Annotated in this window: 13 protein-coding genes; all 13 read left to right on the forward strand. The window is 62.6% G+C overall.

Annotated features, from left to right (window positions below):
- Window positions 1-27 precede the first annotated feature (27 nt).
- The 13 genes from CKW21_RS15555 to CKW21_RS15615 all read left to right on the forward strand — a co-directional run bounded on the left by CKW21_RS15555 (window position 28) and on the right by CKW21_RS15615 (window position 17,752).
- The gene (locus CKW21_RS15555; RefSeq protein WP_095194826.1) at window positions 28-813 is read left to right on the forward strand and encodes a class II aldolase/adducin family protein; all 786 of its coding nucleotides are present in this window, start codon (window positions 28-30) and stop codon (window positions 811-813) included.
- Between the two features lie 190 nt (window positions 814-1,003).
- Window positions 1,004-1,651 (forward strand): TetR family transcriptional regulator C-terminal domain-containing protein, encoded by a 648-nt coding sequence (locus CKW21_RS15560; protein WP_095194827.1) that lies wholly within the window; start codon window positions 1,004-1,006, stop codon window positions 1,649-1,651.
- 92 nt (window positions 1,652-1,743) lie between these two features.
- On the forward strand, window positions 1,744-2,460 hold the full coding sequence (locus tag CKW21_RS15565) for a response regulator (protein ID WP_095194828.1): 717 nt from the start codon (window positions 1,744-1,746) through the stop codon (window positions 2,458-2,460).
- Entirely contained in the window at window positions 2,460-3,242 is a 783-nt protein-coding gene (locus CKW21_RS15570) for an ABC transporter substrate-binding protein (protein ID WP_095194829.1), read from the forward strand. Before CKW21_RS15565 ends, CKW21_RS15570 begins: the two co-directional genes overlap by 1 nt.
- Window positions 3,239-5,497 carry an ATP-binding protein gene (locus CKW21_RS15575; RefSeq protein WP_095194830.1) on the forward strand — a complete coding sequence of 753 codons (2,259 nt, stop codon included), beginning with the start codon at window positions 3,239-3,241 and terminating at the stop codon, window positions 5,495-5,497. The genes CKW21_RS15570 and CKW21_RS15575 overlap by 4 nt, the downstream gene beginning before the upstream one ends.
- Window positions 5,498-5,845: 348 nt before the next feature.
- Window positions 5,846-7,258 (forward strand): amino acid permease, encoded by a 1,413-nt coding sequence (locus CKW21_RS15580; RefSeq protein WP_095194831.1) that lies wholly within the window; start codon window positions 5,846-5,848, stop codon window positions 7,256-7,258.
- Between the two features lie 333 nt (window positions 7,259-7,591).
- On the forward strand, window positions 7,592-8,383 hold the full coding sequence (locus CKW21_RS15585; protein WP_095194832.1) for an enoyl-CoA hydratase/isomerase family protein: 792 nt from the start codon (window positions 7,592-7,594) through the stop codon (window positions 8,381-8,383).
- A gap of 43 nt (window positions 8,384-8,426) precedes the next feature.
- A complete protein-coding gene (locus CKW21_RS15590; RefSeq protein ID WP_095194833.1) occupies window positions 8,427-9,587 on the forward strand; it encodes an acyl-CoA dehydrogenase family protein in 1,161 nt (386 codons plus the stop codon).
- Window positions 9,588-9,605: 18 nt separating this feature from the next.
- The gene (locus tag CKW21_RS15595; RefSeq protein WP_095194834.1) at window positions 9,606-11,705 is read left to right on the forward strand and encodes an acetate--CoA ligase family protein; all 2,100 of its coding nucleotides are present in this window, start codon (window positions 9,606-9,608) and stop codon (window positions 11,703-11,705) included.
- A gap of 10 nt (window positions 11,706-11,715) precedes the next feature.
- Window positions 11,716-13,323 carry a 5-guanidino-2-oxopentanoate decarboxylase gene (locus tag CKW21_RS15600; RefSeq protein ID WP_095194903.1) on the forward strand — a complete coding sequence of 536 codons (1,608 nt, stop codon included), beginning with the start codon at window positions 11,716-11,718 and terminating at the stop codon, window positions 13,321-13,323.
- A gap of 131 nt (window positions 13,324-13,454) precedes the next feature.
- Window positions 13,455-14,645: a pyridoxal phosphate-dependent aminotransferase gene (locus CKW21_RS15605; RefSeq protein WP_095194835.1), complete on the forward strand. Its 1,191-nt coding sequence runs from the start codon at window positions 13,455-13,457 to the stop codon at window positions 14,643-14,645.
- Complete coding sequence (locus CKW21_RS15610) at window positions 14,638-16,053, forward strand: aldehyde dehydrogenase family protein (RefSeq protein WP_095194836.1); 1,416 nt, start codon at window positions 14,638-14,640, stop codon at window positions 16,051-16,053. Before CKW21_RS15605 ends, CKW21_RS15610 begins: the two co-directional genes overlap by 8 nt.
- Before the next feature lie 97 nt (window positions 16,054-16,150).
- On the forward strand, window positions 16,151-17,752 hold the full coding sequence (locus tag CKW21_RS15615; RefSeq protein WP_095194837.1) for an ABC transporter substrate-binding protein: 1,602 nt from the start codon (window positions 16,151-16,153) through the stop codon (window positions 17,750-17,752).
- Window positions 17,753-17,822: the final 70 nt, after the last annotated feature.

A 17,822-nucleotide genomic window follows, 5' to 3' on the forward strand; every position in this document is an offset into this window, starting at 1 on the left:
AGCCGATCAGCCCGGAGAACCACAACAATGAATGAGATTGCCACCCACCTGACTGCGCGCAGCGCGACCGAACAGCGTCTGCGCGAAGAACTGGCCGCCTGTTATCGCCTGATCGCGCATTTTCGCATGACCGATCTGATCTTCACCCATATCTCGGTGCGCCTGCCGGGGCCTGAGCATCACTTCCTGATCAACCCGTATGGGTTGATGTTCGATGAGATTACAGCTTCCAATCTGGTGAAGATCGATCTGGATGGCCGGGCGGTCGAGCCGTCGCCATATCCGGTCAATCCTGCCGGTTTCGTGATTCACAGCGCGATTCACGGCGCCCGTGAAGACGCGCAATGCGTGCTGCACACCCACACCAAATCAGGCTGCGCAGTCGCCGCATTGAAGTGCGGGTTGTTGCCGGTGAATCAGATTTCCATGGAGTTCTACGGCAAGGTGGCTTACCACGACTATGAAGGCGTGGCGCTGGACATGAGCGAGCAACAGCGGCTGGTCGCGGACATGGGCGACAAGCCGGTGTTGATGCTGCGTAACCATGGCTTGCTGACCGTGGGCGAGACCGTCAGCCAGGCGTTCTTGCGCATGTATTACCTGGAAAAGGCCTGTGAAATTCAGCTGGCCGCGCAAGCTGCCGGAGAACTGGTGCTGCCACCGGCGCAGGTGTGCGAACACACGGAGCGACAGTTCAACGATCCTGGGCGGTCACTGGATGAGGGGGAGTTGAGTGATCCGGACGCCATGCAACTGGCCTGGGCGGCGTTGTTGAGATTGCTGGATCGGGTGGCGCCGGGGTATCGGGACTGATCCAGGCCCTGTGGTGGAGCGGCTGGCCCCTTCGCGAGCAGGCTCGCTCCCACAGGATTTGTGTACATCACCTGTGGGAGCGAGCCTGCTCGCGAATGCGGTCTTTCAGGCGTGCGTACTCTTGCTGTACAGTCGTTCAGCTCGTCGGAAACAGGCGAGCCCTCACGATTGAATCCAGGAGCATGTCGCCATGAATCAGGAAGCCCGTTTTTCCCGCATGGAACCGGAGTTGCGCAAGGCCAATCTGATCGAGGCGACGCTGGTGTGTCTCAAGCGCCACGGTTTCCAGGGCGCTTCGATCCGCAAGATTTCCGCCGAGGCGGGTGTGTCGGTCGGCCTGATCAGCCATCACTATTCCGGCAAGGACGAACTGGTGGCCGAAGCCTACATGGCGATCACCGGGCGCGTCATGACCTTGCTGCGCGATGCCATGGAACAGGCGGCACCCAATGCCCGTGAGCGGTTGTCGGCGTTCTTCCGCGGTTCGTTCTCCGCCGAATTGCTCGACCCGCAGTTGATCGATGCCTGGCTGGCCTTCTGGGGCGCGGTGAAAACCGCCGAGGCGATCAACCAGGCCCACGATCATTCCTACGGCGAGTACCGCGCCATCCTGGGCAAGGCGCTGACCGAGTTGGCGCAGGAAGAGGGCTGGGAACAGTTCGACGCCGATCTCGCGGCAATCAGTCTCAGCGCCTTGCTCGATGGCCTGTGGCTGGAGTTGGGTCTGAACCCCGGCACCTTTACCCCGGAGCAGGGCATCCAGATTTGCGAGGCCTGGGTCGACGGATTGCAAGCGGGCGGGCGCCAAAGGTTTTGCGTACAGACGAGCAGCTGTTGATCGCCTGTTCAGCAGTGGCTACTCTCTGGCGCAGATGCAACAAAACACTCTAATAAGAAATACGCCTTCGGGCCTGTGCAGGACTCCTTGTAATGACGCCTCGGGTACTGATCGTCGATGACGATCCGCTGATTCGCGAACTGCTGCATGCCTATCTTTCCCAGGAAGGCTACGACGTCCATTGCGCCGCCACGGCGGAACTGGCCGAAACTTTTCTGGCCAGCCAGAGCGTGGACCTGGTGATGCTCGATATCCGTTTGCCGGGCAAGGACGGCCTGACCCTGACCCGCGAGCTGCGGGTGCGTTCGGAAGTCGGGATCATCCTGATCACCGGGCGCAACGATGAAATCGACCGCATCGTCGGCCTCGAATGTGGCGCCGATGACTACGTGATCAAACCCCTCAATCCACGGGAACTGGTGTCCCGGGCGAAAAACCTGATTCGCCGGGTGCGGCATGCGCAGGTTCCGCAACCGGTGGCAACCGTATCCAAACCGGTCAAACAGTTTGCCGATTGGGCCCTGGACACCGATCGCCGTCGCCTGATCGATCCGTCCGGCTGTGAAACCCTGCTGACCCATGGCGAATACCAGTTGCTCAGCGTGTTCCTGCGCAACAGCGGCCACACCCTGAGCCGCGACCAGTTGATGGACCAGATCCGTAATCGCGAATGGGTGCCCAACGACCGCTCCATCGATGTGCTGGTGGGCCGTTTGCGCCGCAAGTTGCACGACGATCCCGCCGAACCGCAGCTGATCATTACCATCCACGGCGCCGGCTACCTGTTCACTGCCAGCCTGGCGGCGTGATGGCTGCAGGGCGACTGCTTTGGTTGCTGGTGGTGCTGCTGGTGCTGGACACCACGCAGGCCGCGCAGAAGGTACGTTACTGCGATTATCCGGTGTACCCGCCGATTTCCTGGAGCGATGGCAAACAGGTGCGCGGCCTGGCGCCGAGTGTGGTGAAAAAGCTGTTCGGCGAACTGGGCTACGAGGTCGAGATCGTGGTGCTGGGCAATTGGAAACGCTGCCTGCTCGACGCCGCCGAAGGCCGGGTCGATGTGGTGCTGGCCTACAGCACTGCGCAAAGGGAACAGAGCATGCTGTTTTCCACGGTGCCGGTGCTGCGCGAAGAAGTGGCGTTGTTCATCAATCGCCGGCACCCGGTGAAGTTCGAACGGTTGCAGGATCTGGCCAACTACCGTGGCGGCTTGCTGTTCGGTGAAAGCTACGGCGTAGAGTTCGATCACATGGTCGCGCAAAACAACAACATCGAATGGGTCGCAGGCAGCCACCAGAACTTCGGCAAGCTGGTTCGCGGGCGCATCGACTTCATCACTCAGGAACGCCGCACCGGCCAGTTGTACGTGGAGAACCTCCCTGGCGGGCAAGACATCATCGCGTTGCCCAATGCCCTGAGCGTGGATTACTTGCGGGTGGCGGTTTCGCGCCGTTCGCCGCTGGCCAATCGCATGCCGGACATCAACGCACAGCTGCAACGCATGGTGGAGGCCGGCGATATCGAACGCCTGCTCAATGAGAGCGAAGTGACCTACCGTGACATGATCAACCTGCCGGCGGGCGCACCATGATACGCGCTCGTCCCGGTGGACTTCTGCGGCGCCTGTTGCTGTTCATACTGCTGTTCAGCCTGTGCTTCACCGTGCTGGCCAGCAGCGTGCAGCTGTACATCGAATACCGCCGGGAAATGCGCGAGATCGACTCGCGCATGGAGCTGATCCGTGCCGGCTATCTGGCGAGCCTGGAGCGCAGTTTGTGGGATCTGAACCAGGAGCAGTTGAACGTGCAGTTGCGCGGTCTGGTGGACTTTTCCGACGTGGCGCGGGTGCACCTGACCAGTCCAGATTACGATTTGCTGCATGCAAGCCCGGACCCGATCGGGCCGTTGCGCATCGAGCGGTTTGCTCTGGTCTATCAACCGCCGTCCGGCCCGTTGCGCCAACTCGGTGAACTTGAAGTCAGTACCGACCTGGGCGCCGTGTATCAGCGCCTGTACGCCACCGGGCTGACCAGCCTGTTGTGGATGGGCGCGTTTCTTTGTGGTTTGGCGGTGGCGCTGTCCGGGTTGTTCTATCGCCTGGTCACCCGGCACCTGCAAGTCATGGCCGGGTTTGCCCGGCGTATTGCGGCGGGCGAATGGCAGGAGCCGCTGCGCCTGGACAAGCGTCGCCGCGCGCAAGCAGACGAAATCGACAGCGTGGCTCATGCGCTGGATGACATGCGTCGGGCGATCCTCAGTGACATCGAGCGCCGCGAAACCGATCGCCTGGCCTTGCAGGACAATCGCGATGAACTGCAGCGCAGGGTCGAGCGGCGCACCGCCAGCCTGATGCGCGCCAAGGACGAAGCCGAAGCGGCCAACCAGGCCAAATCGCGTTTTCTGGCGACCATGAGCCACGAACTGCGCACGCCGCTCAATGGCATTCTCGGCATGGCCGAATTGCTGCGCGGCGCCCGACTGGAGCCGCAGGACAGCAAGCGTCTGGATGCCTTGCACAAGGCCGGCGAGGGGTTGCTGGCGATCCTCAATGAGGTGTTGTTTTTCGCCAAATTGGAGGAGGGCGCGAGCCTGCCCGAGCCGGTGGACTTCTCGATTCGCCAGTTGCTCGACCAAGTGCTGACCCTGCTGGAGCCGAAGGCGTTGGACAACGACACGATCCTGCATTGCCGGGTCGATCAGCGGGTGGCCGATCATCACCACGGCGCCGAGCAGTTCCTGCGACAGGTGCTGAGCAACTTGCTGGCCAATGCGATCAAGTTCACCGAAGGCGGCGAGGTCAGTGTCGAGGTGGCGTTGCTCGCGCAGCCTGGCGAGCAGAGCGGCCAGCGCCTGCGGGTGAGCGTCACCGACAACGGCATCGGCATTGCCCCGGCGATGCAGGCGAAGATTTTCGAGCGTTTCACCCAGGCCAGCGAGGAAGTGGCGCAGCGCTTTGGCGGCACCGGGTTGGGGTTGGCTATCTGCAAACATCTGGTGGAGCACATGGGCGGCTGCATCGGCGTCAGCAGTGAGGTCGGGCGCGGCAGTTGTTTCTGGTTCGAACTGACCTTGCAACCGGCCAGCGAAGTCATCGGCCTGGCGCCGGTGCTGGGGGCGGGTCCGGCGCTGGACATTCTGGTGGTCGAAGATGTGGCGCTCAATCGCGAGGTGGCCGAAGGTCTGTTGCTGCGGGACGGCCATCGGGTGTGGCTGGCCGTCGATGCCGAGCAGGCACTGGTGCAGTGCGCCCGGCGGACGTTCGATCTGATTCTGCTGGATGTGCACCTGCCGGGGATGAGTGGCGTCGAACTGTGTGCCCGGCTCCGCAGCATTGACGGACCGAATCGCCAGACCCGTATTTTCGCCCTAACCGCCAGCGTGCAACCGGCGTTGGTGCGCAGTTACCTCGATGCCGGCATGGATGGCATTCTGTCCAAACCGTTGAAACCGGAGAATTTGCGCCAGGTGCTGGCGGGGCAGGCAACGGTTGCCGAATCCGCGTCTGATGACGAGACGATGGATTGGCCGCTGCTGCAAACCCATCGCACCTTGCTCGGCGAGCAAAAGGTCCAGGGCCTGCTGCTGGTGCTGCGCAATTCGATCCTTCAGCACCGTGGCGCGCTGGACGAAGCCATTGAAGCCGACGATTGCACGGAAGTCGCGCAACTGGCGCACCGCCTGGCCGGCAGCAGCGATTCGCTGGGGTTTCGTGGTCTGGCTTCGGTTTTGCGAAGACTGGAAACAGCGGCGCTGGGTAATGATGAGCCAGCAATCCGCGCGCTGGTGCCGACCGTTAAAGCGCATCTGCAAAAGTCGCTGCAAATACTCGATGGTCTTGTGGTATGAGCCTTGCCGCAGTAATCCCGGCGCAGCCCGTTGTCCCCCTGTGGGAGCGAGCCTGCTCGCGAAAGCGGTGTGTCAGCCAACACTGAAGTCGACTGACTCACCGCTTTCGCGAGCGGGCTCGCTCCCACAGCTATTCGGTTGTACAAGGTTGTTACTACTTTTTACATCTTTGATCTTTACGTACAACAGGGCCTTACATGGCTTTCCAATAATCGACGCAACCGCCGCAGCGCGGTCTTCGAAGCTTATTGGAGATAATAATAATGAATTGCCGTAAAGCTGATCCTTCCCCGAGCCATGACTGCCTGTCATGCGCCGCGCCCCTCACTGACTGCTGAGGTGCCGGACATGAGCGAAAACATCGAACGCAAAGGCATCCATCTGACCCGCGCCCTGAAAAGCCGGCACATTTTCATGCTGTCCCTGGGGGGCGTGATCGGCACCGGACTGTTCATGGGCTCCGGCGTGATCATCAACCAGGGCGGCCCGGTGGGAGCGATACTGGCCTACCTCGTTGCCGGTTTCCTGATGTACCTGGTGATGGTCTGCCTGGGCGAACTGTCGGTGCAGATGCCGGTATCCGGTTCGTTCCAGACCCACGCGACTAAATTCATCGGCCCGGCCACCGGCTTCATGATTGGCTGGGTGTACTGGATGAGCTGGGCGACCACGGTTGGCCTGGAATTCACCGCCGCCGGGATGCTGATGACCCGCTGGTTCCCGGAGGTGCCGATCTGGTACTGGTCGGCGCTGTTCGTGGTGGTGTTGTTCGGCCTCAATGCCCTGGCGACCCGCGCCTTTGGTGAGGCGGAATACTGGTTTTCGGGGATCAAGGTCGCGGCGATTCTCGGTTTCATCATCGTCGGTGTGCTGGTGATCTTTGGCGCGATTCCGCTGACCAGCGGCGCACCGGCGCCGATGATGAGCAATCTGATCGGTGACTCACTGTTCCCCAACGGCATGTCCGCGGTGTTTGCGGTGATGATGACCGTGGTCTACGCCTTCCAGGGCTGCGAGATCATGGGCGTGGCCGCCGGCGAAACCGATCAGCCGGAAAAAAGCATTCCCCGTGCAGTGCGCAATGTGGTGTTCCGCGTGCTGATTTTCTACGTGCTGGCGATTGTCGTGCTGTCGGCCATCGTGCCGTGGCAGCAGGCGGGGCTGATGGAAAGCCCATTCGTGCAGGTGTTCGACATGGTTGGCATTCCGTACGCCGCCGACCTGATGAACTTCGTGATCCTCACGGCGATTCTGTCGGTGGGCAACTCCGGCCTGTACGCCTCGACCCGCATCCTGTGGGCGATGTCGAAAACCGGCATGGCGCCCAAAAGCCTTTCGCCGCTGAGCAAACGTGGGGTGCCGTTGCGCGCCTTGAGCATCACCTTGTGCTTTGCCCTGGTGTCGCTGATGACCAGTTTCGTCGCCGCCGACACGCTGTTCATGGTGCTGATGGCGGTGAGCGGGATGTCCGGCACCGTGACCTGGATTGTCATCGCCCTGGCGCAATACAAATTCCGCAAGGCCTACCTGCGCGACGGCGGCAAACTCAGCGACCTGAAATACCGCGCCCCGTGGTTCCCGGTGTTGCCGCTGATGTGCATCGCGTTGTGCTGCTCGTTGTTCGTGTTCCTGGCACTGGATGAGACCCAGCGCCCTTCGTTGTATTGGGGCTTTGGATTCATTGCGCTGTGCTATGGCGCGTACTTCCTGTTACATCGCAAGCGTGAAGAAGTGTTGGCGCCGAGCCTGCCGAGCGCATAACCCCAAATTCAACACATCCCCCCCTGTGGGAGCGAGCCTGCTCGCGAAGGCGGCATCACATTCAACATCCCTGTTGACTGAGGCACCGCTTTCGCGAGCAGGCTCGCTCCCACAGTTGTTTTACGGTGCCCTGTCGGCAGTTGTTCGAAGTTGTAACAGAGTCATCAGCCTAAAAATCAATATCGATAAAAACACCTTATAAAACAATCTGATAGATAGTTTTTTAGTCTGTTACAGCCTACTTCGCCACCAATTGCCGCCTTACTGAACACTCGTTTAGTATGGCCTCAAGTCGCAACACCTCAGACCAAACACAATAATTCGAGGACTCGCATGACTACCCACGATTCGCTGCTCAGTCAGGTCGAAGCAGGCGTTGCCTGGATCACCCTCAATCGCACCGCCCAGCGCAACGCGCTGGACATCCCGACCCTGAAAAACCTGCATGCCTTGCTCGACACGTACAACGCCGATCCGGCGGTTCGTGTGGTGGTGCTGACCGGCAGTGGGCGCAGTTTCTGTGCCGGGGCCGATCTTGACGAATGGGCCGAAGCCGAAGCCCGGGGCGCACTGGAAACCTATGGCTGGACCGAAACCGCCCACGCCCTGATGACCCGCCTGCATAGCCTGGAAAAGCCGACTATCGCCGCCATCAACGGCACCGCCGTCGGCGCGGGCATGGACCTGACCCTGTGCTGCGACCTGCGCATCGCCGGGCAATCGGCGCGCTTCAAGGCCGGCTACACCAGCATGGCTTACTCGCCGGACGCCGGTGCCAGCTGGCACCTGCCACGGCTGATCGGTACCGAGCAGGCCAAGCGCCTGCTGTTCCTTGACGAGTTGTGGGGGGCTGACCGCGCGCTCGACGCCGGCCTGGTCAGCGATGTCTGCGCCGATGATCAGTTGCTGACCGTCGCCAGTGAACTCGCCGCACGCCTGGCCGCCGGGCCGACCTTTGCCTTTGCCCAGACCAAAAAGCTCATGCGCGAAGGCGCCGACCGCAGCTTGCCCGAGCAACTGCAGGCGGAACTGGCCGCCGGCCTGTTGTGCGGGCGCAGTGAAGACGGCAACGAAGCCCTGCGCGCGGCCATGGAAAAACGCCCGCCACGTTTCATCGGTCGATAAGCCACGGCACATACCCATCAGCACACGAACAACAGGTAGCACCATGAATTTCCAACTGACCCAAGAACAAGAAATGTTGGTGGACGCGGTCCGCAGTTTCGTTACCAAGGAACTGCTGCCCTATGAAGACGAAGTCGACCGCGCCGACGAAGTCTCCCCGGCGCTGGCGGCGCAGATTCGCGGCAAGGCGATTGCCGCCGGTTTCTACGCCTTCAACATGCCGGAAGAGGTGGGTGGCGGTGGCCTGGATTACCTGTCCCAGGCGCTGATCGAGCGCGAACTGTCCAAGGTCTCCTGGGCGCTGCACGTCTTCGTGGCGCGGCCATCGAAGATCCTCATGGCCTGCAAGGGCGAACAGATCAACGACTACCTGTTGCCGTGCATCCAGGGCGAGAAAATCGACTGCTTCGCTCTCACCGAACCGGGCGCCGGTTCCGATGCCAACGCAATCAAGACCCGCGCCGTGCGTGACGGCGACGACTTCATTCTCAACGGCAGCAAGCACTTCATCAGCCACGCCGGCCACGCCGATTTCGCCATCGTTTTCGCCGTCACCGACACTTACGAGCAAAACGGCAAGAAGCGCAACGCCGTGACCTCGTTCCTGGTCGACCGCAACACCCCCGGCATGACCATTCGCCGTGGACCCAAGTGCGTGAGCAACCGTGGCTATCACACCTTCGAAATGTTCTTCGACGATTGCCGTGTGCCGGCCACCAAGGTGCTGGGCGAAGTCGGCAAGGGTTGGGACGTTGCCAATGCCTGGCTGACCGCCGGGCGGGTGATGGTCGCGGCCAACTGCGTCGGTCAGGCGCAACGGGCGCTGGACGTATCACTGCAATGGGCGGCGGATCGCAAGCAATTCGGCCAGCCGATCGGCACCTATCAAGGTGTGTCGTTCAAATTGGCGGACATGGCCACGCAAATCCGCGCAGCGGAACTGCTGACCCTGCACACCGCGTGGAAGATGGACCAGGGCACCATGACCGATGGCGAGGCCGGCATGGCCAAGCTGTTCGCCAGCGAGGTGCTGGGGCGCGCGGCCGATGAGGCGGTGCAGATTTTCGGCGGCATGGGCCTGATGGACGAGGGTCCGGTGGAGCGCATCTGGCGTAACGCGCGGATCGAGCGGATCTGGGAAGGCACTTCGGAAATCCAGCGCCACATCATTTCCCGCGAGCTGCTGCGGCCGCTGTTGCGCTGATCGGTCCGGAGAATTCCCATGTCGCAAACCATTCGTGACAACCTCAAACGCATGCTCGCGCCGCGCCATGTGGCGTTCGTCGGCGGCCGCAGCATGGCCCGCGCCCTCAAGCGTTGTGCCGACGGCGGCTACCCGGGGCAGATGTGGCTGGTCAACCCGCAGCACGACAGCCTTGAGGGCGTGCCTTGCGTGCGCAGCATTGCCGACTTGCCGTGCGGGCCTGACGCGGTGTTCATCGCCACCAACCGCGACCTGACCCTGACCTGCGTCGCCGAACTGGCCGTCATCGGCACCGGCGGCGCGATCTGCTATGCCTCGGGTTTTGCCGAGACTGGCGCCGAAGGTCAGGCCCTGCAACAACAATTGCTTGAAGCCGCTGGCGACATGGCGTTGCTCGGCCCCAACTGCTACGGCCTGCTCGACTACCTGCACAGCTCCGCATTGTGGCCGGTGGCCCACGGCGGCAAAGCGGTGGAGAAGGGCGTGGCGGTGCTGACCCAGAGCGGCAACTTCGCCTACAACCTGTCCATGAGCGACCGTTCGCTGCCGGTGGCCTACATGGCATCGGTGGGCAATCAGGCGCAACTGGGCGTGGCGGAATTGATGGATGTATTGCTCGATGAGCCACGGGTTACCGCTATCGGCCTGCACCTGGAAGGCCTGAAAAACGTACCGGGGTTCGCCCGCGCCGCGCACAAGGCGCTGGAGAAGGGCATTCCGATCATCGCCTTGAAAACCGGCGTGTCGCAGATCGGCGCCGAACTGGCCCTGAGTCACACCAGTTCGCTGTCCGGTTCCGATGCGCTGTACGACGCGTTGTTTGCGCGGCTCGGGGTGATTCGTGTCAGTGGTCCGGTGAGTTTTGTCGAAACGCTGAAAGTCGCGGCCTGCGGCAACCTGCCGGCGGGCGACAGCTTGATCGCGCTGGCCTGTTCCGGTGGTGACGCCGGACTGATTGCCGACTACGCCGAACGCAATGACCTGAGTCTGCCGAAGCTCGATGAAGGGCAAGTCGGCGAATTGGCGCAGGTGTTGCCGAGCTACGCCAACCTGGTCAACCCGCTGGATTTCACCACGGCGATCTGGGGCGACGGCGAGGCCCTGAACTGCATGCTCGACAGCGCCCTGCGCACTGAAGCGGACGCGGCGATGCTGGTGCTCGACTACCCGGCGGCGTTCACCGGCGAGCGCAAGGAATGCGACCTGCTGCTGGACCTGTACTGCAAGGCGCTGGTACGTCATGGCAAGACCGGTTTCGTCACCTCGGCCTTCCCCGAGTTGCTGCCGCCTCACGCCCGTGAGCGTTTGCATGCCCAGGGCGTGGCGGCGTTGCAGGGTGTTGAAGACGGCTTGGCCGCGTGGGGTCGCATCGCCGGTTACCAGCGCAAGCGTCAGGCATTGCTGGCGCTCGGCGAATCGGCACTGGTGCCGCTGTGCCCGCAAGCGCTGGAAGGTGAAGGTCAATTGCTCAACGAATGGGATTCGAAGCAGGCCTTGCGTGCCTTTGGCCTGCCGACGCCCAACGGTGTGTTGAGTACGCCGGACAACGCGCTGAAGGACGCCGAAACACTGGGTTATCCGCTGGTGCTCAAGGCCGTCAGCGCACACCTGCCGCACAAGACCGAAGCCGGTGCCGTGGCGCTGAACCTCAAGGATCCCGCGGCCCTGAGCGCCGCGCTGAACAGGATGCGCGCCAGCATCAAGGCGTACGCGCCGGACGTGGTTTTCGATCAGCTGCTGCTGGAGCCGATGGCCAAGCCACCACTGGCCGAGTTGATTGTCGGGATCAAGCGCGAAAACGATTTCGGCCTGGCCCTGGTGATTGGCGCCGGCGGGATTCTGGTGGAGTTGCTCAAGGACAGTCGCAGCCTGTTGCTGCCGACCACCGATGGGGCGATTCGCCAGGCCTTGCTCAGCCTGCGCAGCGCTCCGTTGCTGCAAGGCTTTCGCGGTCGCCAGGCGGCGGATCTGGAGGCGTTGGTATCAGCGGTCCGCGCCGTGGCCGATTACGCCTGCGAGAACGTCGCGCAGTTGCTGGAACTCGATGTGAACCCATTGTTGGTCGGTGCCGATGGCACGACCGCGGTCGATGCGTTGATTCGCATCGCTCATGCGTGAGGACCTGAACATGCAAAGCAAAACCTTGACCGGTGGCCAGGCGCTGGTACGTCTGCTGGCCAACTACGGCGTCGACACCGTGTTCGGCATTCCCGGCGTGCACACGCTGGAGTTGTATCGCGGCTTACCCGGCAGCGGCATTCGCCATGTATTAACGCGGCATGAGCAGGGCGCCAGTTTCATGGCCGACGGCTATGCGCGGGTCAGCGGCAAACCCGGCGTGTGCTTTGTCATCACCGGCCCCGGCGTGACCAACGCCGCCACCGGCATCGGTCAGGCCTACGCCGATTCGATTCCGATGCTGGTGATTTCCAGCGTCAACCATACCGCCAGCCTCGGCAAGGGCTGGGGCATCCTCCACGAGTGCCAGGACCAGCGTGCGATGACCGCGCCGATCACCGCGTTCTCGGCGGTGGCCTTGACCGCCGAGGACCTGCCCGAGCTGATCGCCCGTGCTTACGCGGTGTTCGACAGCGAACGTCCGCGCCCGGTGCACATTTCGGTGCCGTTGGACGTGTTGTCCGCACCGGTCGCCCGCGACTGGAGTAACGAAGTGGTGCGCCGCCCGGGTCGCGGTACGCCGGCCGACACCGTGCTGGACGAAGCCGCAGCCAAGCTGCAGGGCGCCAAGCGGCCGATGATCATCGCCGGTGGCGGCGCCTTGAATGCCGCGCCGCAATTGAAGGAACTGAGCACTCGATTGGCCGCGCCGCTGTTCACCAGTGTTGCCGGCAAAGGCTTGCTGCCACCGGACGCACCACTGAATGCCGGTTCGTCGCTGTGTGTGGAACCGGGCTGGAACCTGATCGCCGAGGCCGATGTGGTGCTGGCGGTCGGCACGGAAATGGCCGACACCGACTTCTGGCGCGAACGCCTGCCGCTCAATGCCGAACTGCTGCGGGTGGACATCGATCCGCGCAAGTTCAACGACTTTTACCCGTGTGCCGTGGCGTTGCATGGCGATGCGCAACAGACGCTGGCGGCTTTGCTGGAACGCCTGTCACCGGACGTCCGTGATGCCGACGCAGCCATTGCCAAGGTCGCGGCACTGCGTGAGGCGATTCAGGCGGGCCATGGTCCGTTGCAATCGATCCACCAGGCGATTCTGCAACGCATTGCCGCCGAACTGCCGGCCGACGCCTTCATCAGCACCGACATGACCCAACTGGCCTACACCGGCAACTACGCCTTTGCCAGCCAGGCAACCCGCAGCTGGTTGCACCCGACCGGCTACGGCACCTTGGGTTACGGCTTGCCCGCCGGTATCGGCGCCAAGTTCGGCGCGCCGCAACGTCCGGGCCTGGTACTGGTGGGTGACGGCGGTTTCCTCTACACCGCGCAGGAACTGGCGACGGCGGTGGAGGAATTGGACAGCCCGCTGGTGGTGTTGCTGTGGAATAACGACGCGCTGGGGCAAATCCGTGACGACATGCTCGGCCTGGACATCGAGCCCATCGGCGTACTGCCGCGCAATCCCGACTTCGCCGCCCTGGGTCGCGCCTTCGGTTGCACCGTGACTCAGCCGCAGAACCTCGCGGAACTGCAAACCGACTTGCGCCACGGCTTCAATCGCAATGGCGTCACCCTGATCGAGCTCAAGCATGCCTGCGTTCGCTGAGTTCACTGTAGGAGCGAGCTTGTTCGCGATGGACGCCAACGAAAACGCGCACTGTCTGAATGACTGGGTTGCCCTGATGTTTTTCGCGAGCAAGCTCGCTCCTACAGAATCGTGTTTATAGGAGGAAGGCCATGCGCTTTTCCGATCTGACTCAACGTATCGCCGGAGACGGCGCTGCCGCCTGGGATATTCATTACCGCGCACTGGCCATGCTGGAGCAGGGCAAGGACATTCTGCTGTTGTCGGTGGGTGACCCGGATTTCGACACGCCGCAACCCATCGTGCAGGGCGCCATCGACAGCCTGTTGTCCGGCAACACCCACTACGCCGAGGTGCGTGGCAAGCGCGTCTTGCGTGAAGCCATCGCCAAACGCCACCGGCAACGCAGTGGCCAACGGGTCACGGCGGATCAGGTGACGGTGCTGGCCGGTGCGCAATGCGCGCTGTTCAGTGTGGCCCAGTGCGTGCTCAATCCCGGCGATGAAGTGATCGTCGCCGAACCGATGTACGTCACCTACGAAGCGGTGTTCGGTGCCTGCGGCGCGGTCGTTGTGCCGGTGCCGGTGCGTTCGGAAAACGGTTTTCGCGTGCTGCCCGAAGACGTTGCCGCGTGCATCACCCCGCGTACCCGCGCCCTGGCGCTCAACAGCCCGCACAACCCGTCGGGGGCGAGCCTGCCGCGCAGCACCTGGCAAGCCCTGGCCGAACTGTGCATCGCCCACGACCTGTGGCTGATTTCCGACGAGGTCTACAGCGAGCTGCTGTTCGACGGCGAACACGTCAGCCCGGCGAGTTTGCCTGGCATGGCCGAACGCACCGCGACCCTCAACAGCCTGTCGAAATCCCACGCCATGACCGGCTGGCGCGTGGGCTGGGTGGTGGCGCCGCCATCGTTGGCCGCGCACCTGGAAAACCTCGCGCTGTGCATGCTCTACGGCTCGCCGGATTTCATTCAGGACGCCGCCGTGGTCGCACTGGAAAGCCAACTGCCGGAACTGGATGCCATGCGCGAAGCTTATCGCCAGCGTCGTGATCTGGTCTGCGAAAGCCTGGCCGATTGCCCCGGCGTGCGCGCCTTGAAACCCGATGGCGGCATGTTCGTGATGGTCGACATCCGTGAAACCGGGCTCAGCGCCCAGGCGTTCGCTGATCGCCTGTTGGATCGCCATGGCGTGTCGGTGTTGGCCGGCGAAGCTTTTGGTCCCAGCGCGGCCGGTCATATTCGCCTCGGGCTGGTGGTGGGGGCCGCGCCCTTGCGCGATGCCTGTCAGCGCATCGCGCGCTGTGCTCAAGAATTGATGGAGACGCAAGTAAATGCTTAACCACAAGTCACTGTTCATTGACGGGCGCTGGCAAACCCCGTCGGGGCAAGGCATCGCCGAGGTGATCAACCCGGCCACCGAAGAAGTCGCCGGCAGTGTGCCGCTGGGTGATGAGCGCGATGTCGACAACGCCGTGGCGGCGGCGCGCCAGGCCTTTGCCTCATGGTCGCGCACGCCGTCCAGCGTCCGCGCCGGGTACATCCGCGCACTGGCCGAACAACTGAAAGCCCGCGCCGATGAGATGGCGGCGGTGATCACCACCGAACTGGGCATGCCGGTGCAATGGTGTCGTTCGGTGCAAGTCGACGGGCCGATCATCGGCCTTGAGCAGTACGTCGAACTCGCCAGTTTGATGGATGAGGTGCGTGAAGTCGGCAATTCATTGGTGATCCGTGAAGCGGTGGGCGTCTGTGCCTTCATCAACCCGTGGAATTACCCGCTGCACCAGTTGATCGGCAAACTCGCGCCGGCCCTCGCTGCCGGTTGCACCGTGGTGGTCAAGCCGAGCCAGGAAACCCCGCTGCACGCATTTTTGCTCGCTCAGATGATCGAAGACATCGGCCTGCCAGCCGGGGTGTTCAACCTGATCAGCGGTCCGGGTTCGAAAGTCGGTGAAGCCCTGGCCAGACACCCGGACGTGGACATGGTGTCGTTCACCGGTTCCACCGGCGCCGGCGTGCGGGTCTCGCAGGCAGCGGCACCTTCGGTGAAGCGCGTGTGCCTGGAACTGGGTGGCAAATCGGCGCTGTTGATCGCCGAAGACGCCGATCTGGACGCTGCGGTGCGCTACGGCGTACAGGACGTGATGATCAACTCCGGCCAGACCTGCACCGCGTTGACCCGCATGCTGCTGCCGGCCAGCCGCTATGCAGAAGCGGTGGAGATTGCGTTGGCCGAAACCCTGAGCCTGAAGATGGGCGATCCGCTCGATCCACAGAGTTTCCTGGGGCCGATGTGTTCTGCCGGGCAACGCCGCACGGTGCTCGATTACATCAAGGTCGGCCAACAGGAGGGCGCACGCCTGCTGTGCGGTGGCGATTTAGCGGCAGAGTTTGAGCGCGGCTACTACGTCAGCCCGACGCTGTTCGCCGATGTCGACAACCAAATGCGCATCGCCCAGGAAGAAATCTTCGGCCCGGTGCTGTGCCTGATTCCCTATGCCGATGAGGCGCAAGCCATCCAGATCGCCAACGACTCGCCGTTCGGCCTGTCCAGCGGTGTCTGGGCCGGCAGCGCCGAGCGCGCGCTGCAACTGGGTCGGCAATTGCGCGCGGGCCAGTGTTTTCTCAATGGCGCGGCGTTCAACTACCAGGCGCCGTTCGGTGGCTACAAACAATCGGGTAATGGACGTGAATGGGGGGAAGAGGGGCTCAGTGAGTTCGTCGAAGTGAAGGCGATCCAGGTGTGACCGATGGCAATTTGAACGTTTTACGCACCGGGCCTATGCCCGGTGCCTTGCGTGGTTTTGAACAGGTATTTCATTAGCGTTTATCAGGGGCAATGCAATGAGCGATAACAAAAACAAGATTACTCAAGCGAACCATGAATTCAGCTCTGCGCGCCGGGACTTTCTCAAGTACAGCGCAGCGGCTGCGGCGATGGCCGGGGCGTTCTCCATGGGCCTGCCGTTTGGCGCAATGGCTCAGGAAGCCACGCCAAAACCCGGTGGTGTACTGCGCCTGGGTCTGGCCGGCGGCAGCACCACCGACTCCAAAGACCCTGGTTCCTGGAGCGACACCTTCACCTTCGTCGGCTTCTCGGCGGTCTATAACACCCTCACCGAAATTGCTGTTGATGGCACTGCGATCCCCGAACTGGCGCAAAGCTGGACCTCGACGCCGGATGCGCGCGTCTGGACCTTCAAACTGCGCCAGGGCGTGACCTTCCACAACGGCAAGACCCTGACCGCTGACGATGTGGTGGCGTCGATCCAGCATCACCTCGGCGAGAAATCCACGTCGGCGGCCAAGACCGTGTTGGGCGATGTGGCCAAGGTCAGTGCCAATGGCAGCGACAGCGTGGTGTTCGAGCTGCACTCGGGCAACGCCGATTTCTCTTACGTGGTCGCCGATTACCATCTGGTGATCATGCCGAGCAAGGACGGAACGCCGGACTGGCAGGCCGGTGTCGGCACCGGCGGCTATCGCCTCAAGGACTTCGAACCGGGCGTGCGCATGACCCTGGAACGCAGCCCGGATTACTGGAAAGCCGGACGCGCGCACTTTGCCAGCGCCGAGCTGATTGCCATCTCTGATGGCGCGGCGCGGGTCAACGCGCTGGTCACCGGGCAGGTGGACGTGATCAACAAGGTCGACCTGAAAACCGTGGCGTTGCTCAAGCGCAACCCGAACCTGATCATCGAAGAAACCAAGGGCGCGCAGCACTACACCTTCCCGATGCTCACCGACAGCCAGGTGTTCCAGAACAACGACGTGCGCCTGGCGATGAAGCACGCGATCAACCGCGAAACCCTGCTGGCGTCGGTACTGTACGGTTATGGCCTGGTGGGCAACGATCACCCGATCCAGCCCGGCAGCCGCTTCATCAACACCGCGCTGGAGCAGCGTACCTACGATCCGGACAAGTCGCGCTTCCACCTGAAAAAGGCCGGCCTGGATTCGCTCAAGGTGCGCCTGCAAGCCTCCGATGCGGCCTACACCGGCGCCGTCGACGCCTCGGTGCTGTTCAAAGAACAAGCGCGTGCGGCCGGGATCGACATCGACGTGGTGCGCGAACCCGCCGACGGTTTCTTCTCCAATGTCTGGATGAAACAACCGTTCACCACCTCGTTCTGGTACAGCAGCCTGACCGCCGACCGCATGTTCAGCATCGGTTATGCCAAAGGCGCGGCGTGGAACGAAACCCATTGGGACAACCCGCGTTTCAACCAGCTGCTCAACGCCGCCCGCGGCGAGATGAACGAGCCGCTGCGCCGCGAGATGTACAACGAAATGCAGGCGCTGTGCCGCGATGACGGCGGGGCGATCGTGCCGCTGTTCGCCAGCTCCGTGGCCGCGCGTTCCAACCGCGTTGTGCATGGTGGGCAGACTGCGCCCTATGGCGAGCTGGATGGACTGCGGGTGATCGAGCGGTGGTGGCAGGCGTAAGCGGCCTTCAATAAAGCGAAGAACCCTGTGGGAGCGGGCTTGCCCGCGATAGCAGTGGGTCAGTCAACAT

It is taken from the genome of Pseudomonas sp. Irchel 3A7, from assembly GCF_900187565.1.
Classification (GTDB): Bacteria; Pseudomonadota; Gammaproteobacteria; order Pseudomonadales; family Pseudomonadaceae; genus Aquipseudomonas.

Coding starts and splice junctions, on each gene's coding strand:
- CKW21_RS15555 (WP_095194826.1), top strand. CDS start 28: ATGAATGAGATTGCCACCCACCTGACTGCGCGCAGCGCGACCGAACAG.
- CKW21_RS15560 (WP_095194827.1), top strand. CDS start 1,004: ATGAATCAGGAAGCCCGTTTTTCCCGCATGGAACCGGAGTTGCGCAAG.
- CKW21_RS15565 (WP_095194828.1), top strand. CDS start 1,744: ATGACGCCTCGGGTACTGATCGTCGATGACGATCCGCTGATTCGCGAA.
- CKW21_RS15570 (WP_095194829.1), top strand. CDS start 2,460: ATGGCTGCAGGGCGACTGCTTTGGTTGCTGGTGGTGCTGCTGGTGCTG.
- CKW21_RS15575 (WP_095194830.1), top strand. CDS start 3,239: ATGATACGCGCTCGTCCCGGTGGACTTCTGCGGCGCCTGTTGCTGTTC.
- CKW21_RS15580 (WP_095194831.1), top strand. CDS start 5,846: ATGAGCGAAAACATCGAACGCAAAGGCATCCATCTGACCCGCGCCCTG.
- CKW21_RS15585 (WP_095194832.1), top strand. CDS start 7,592: ATGACTACCCACGATTCGCTGCTCAGTCAGGTCGAAGCAGGCGTTGCC.
- CKW21_RS15590 (WP_095194833.1), top strand. CDS start 8,427: ATGAATTTCCAACTGACCCAAGAACAAGAAATGTTGGTGGACGCGGTC.
- CKW21_RS15595 (WP_095194834.1), top strand. CDS start 9,606: ATGTCGCAAACCATTCGTGACAACCTCAAACGCATGCTCGCGCCGCGC.
- CKW21_RS15600 (WP_095194903.1), top strand. CDS start 11,716: ATGCAAAGCAAAACCTTGACCGGTGGCCAGGCGCTGGTACGTCTGCTG.
- CKW21_RS15605 (WP_095194835.1), top strand. CDS start 13,455: ATGCGCTTTTCCGATCTGACTCAACGTATCGCCGGAGACGGCGCTGCC.
- CKW21_RS15610 (WP_095194836.1), top strand. CDS start 14,638: ATGCTTAACCACAAGTCACTGTTCATTGACGGGCGCTGGCAAACCCCG.
- CKW21_RS15615 (WP_095194837.1), top strand. CDS start 16,151: ATGAGCGATAACAAAAACAAGATTACTCAAGCGAACCATGAATTCAGC.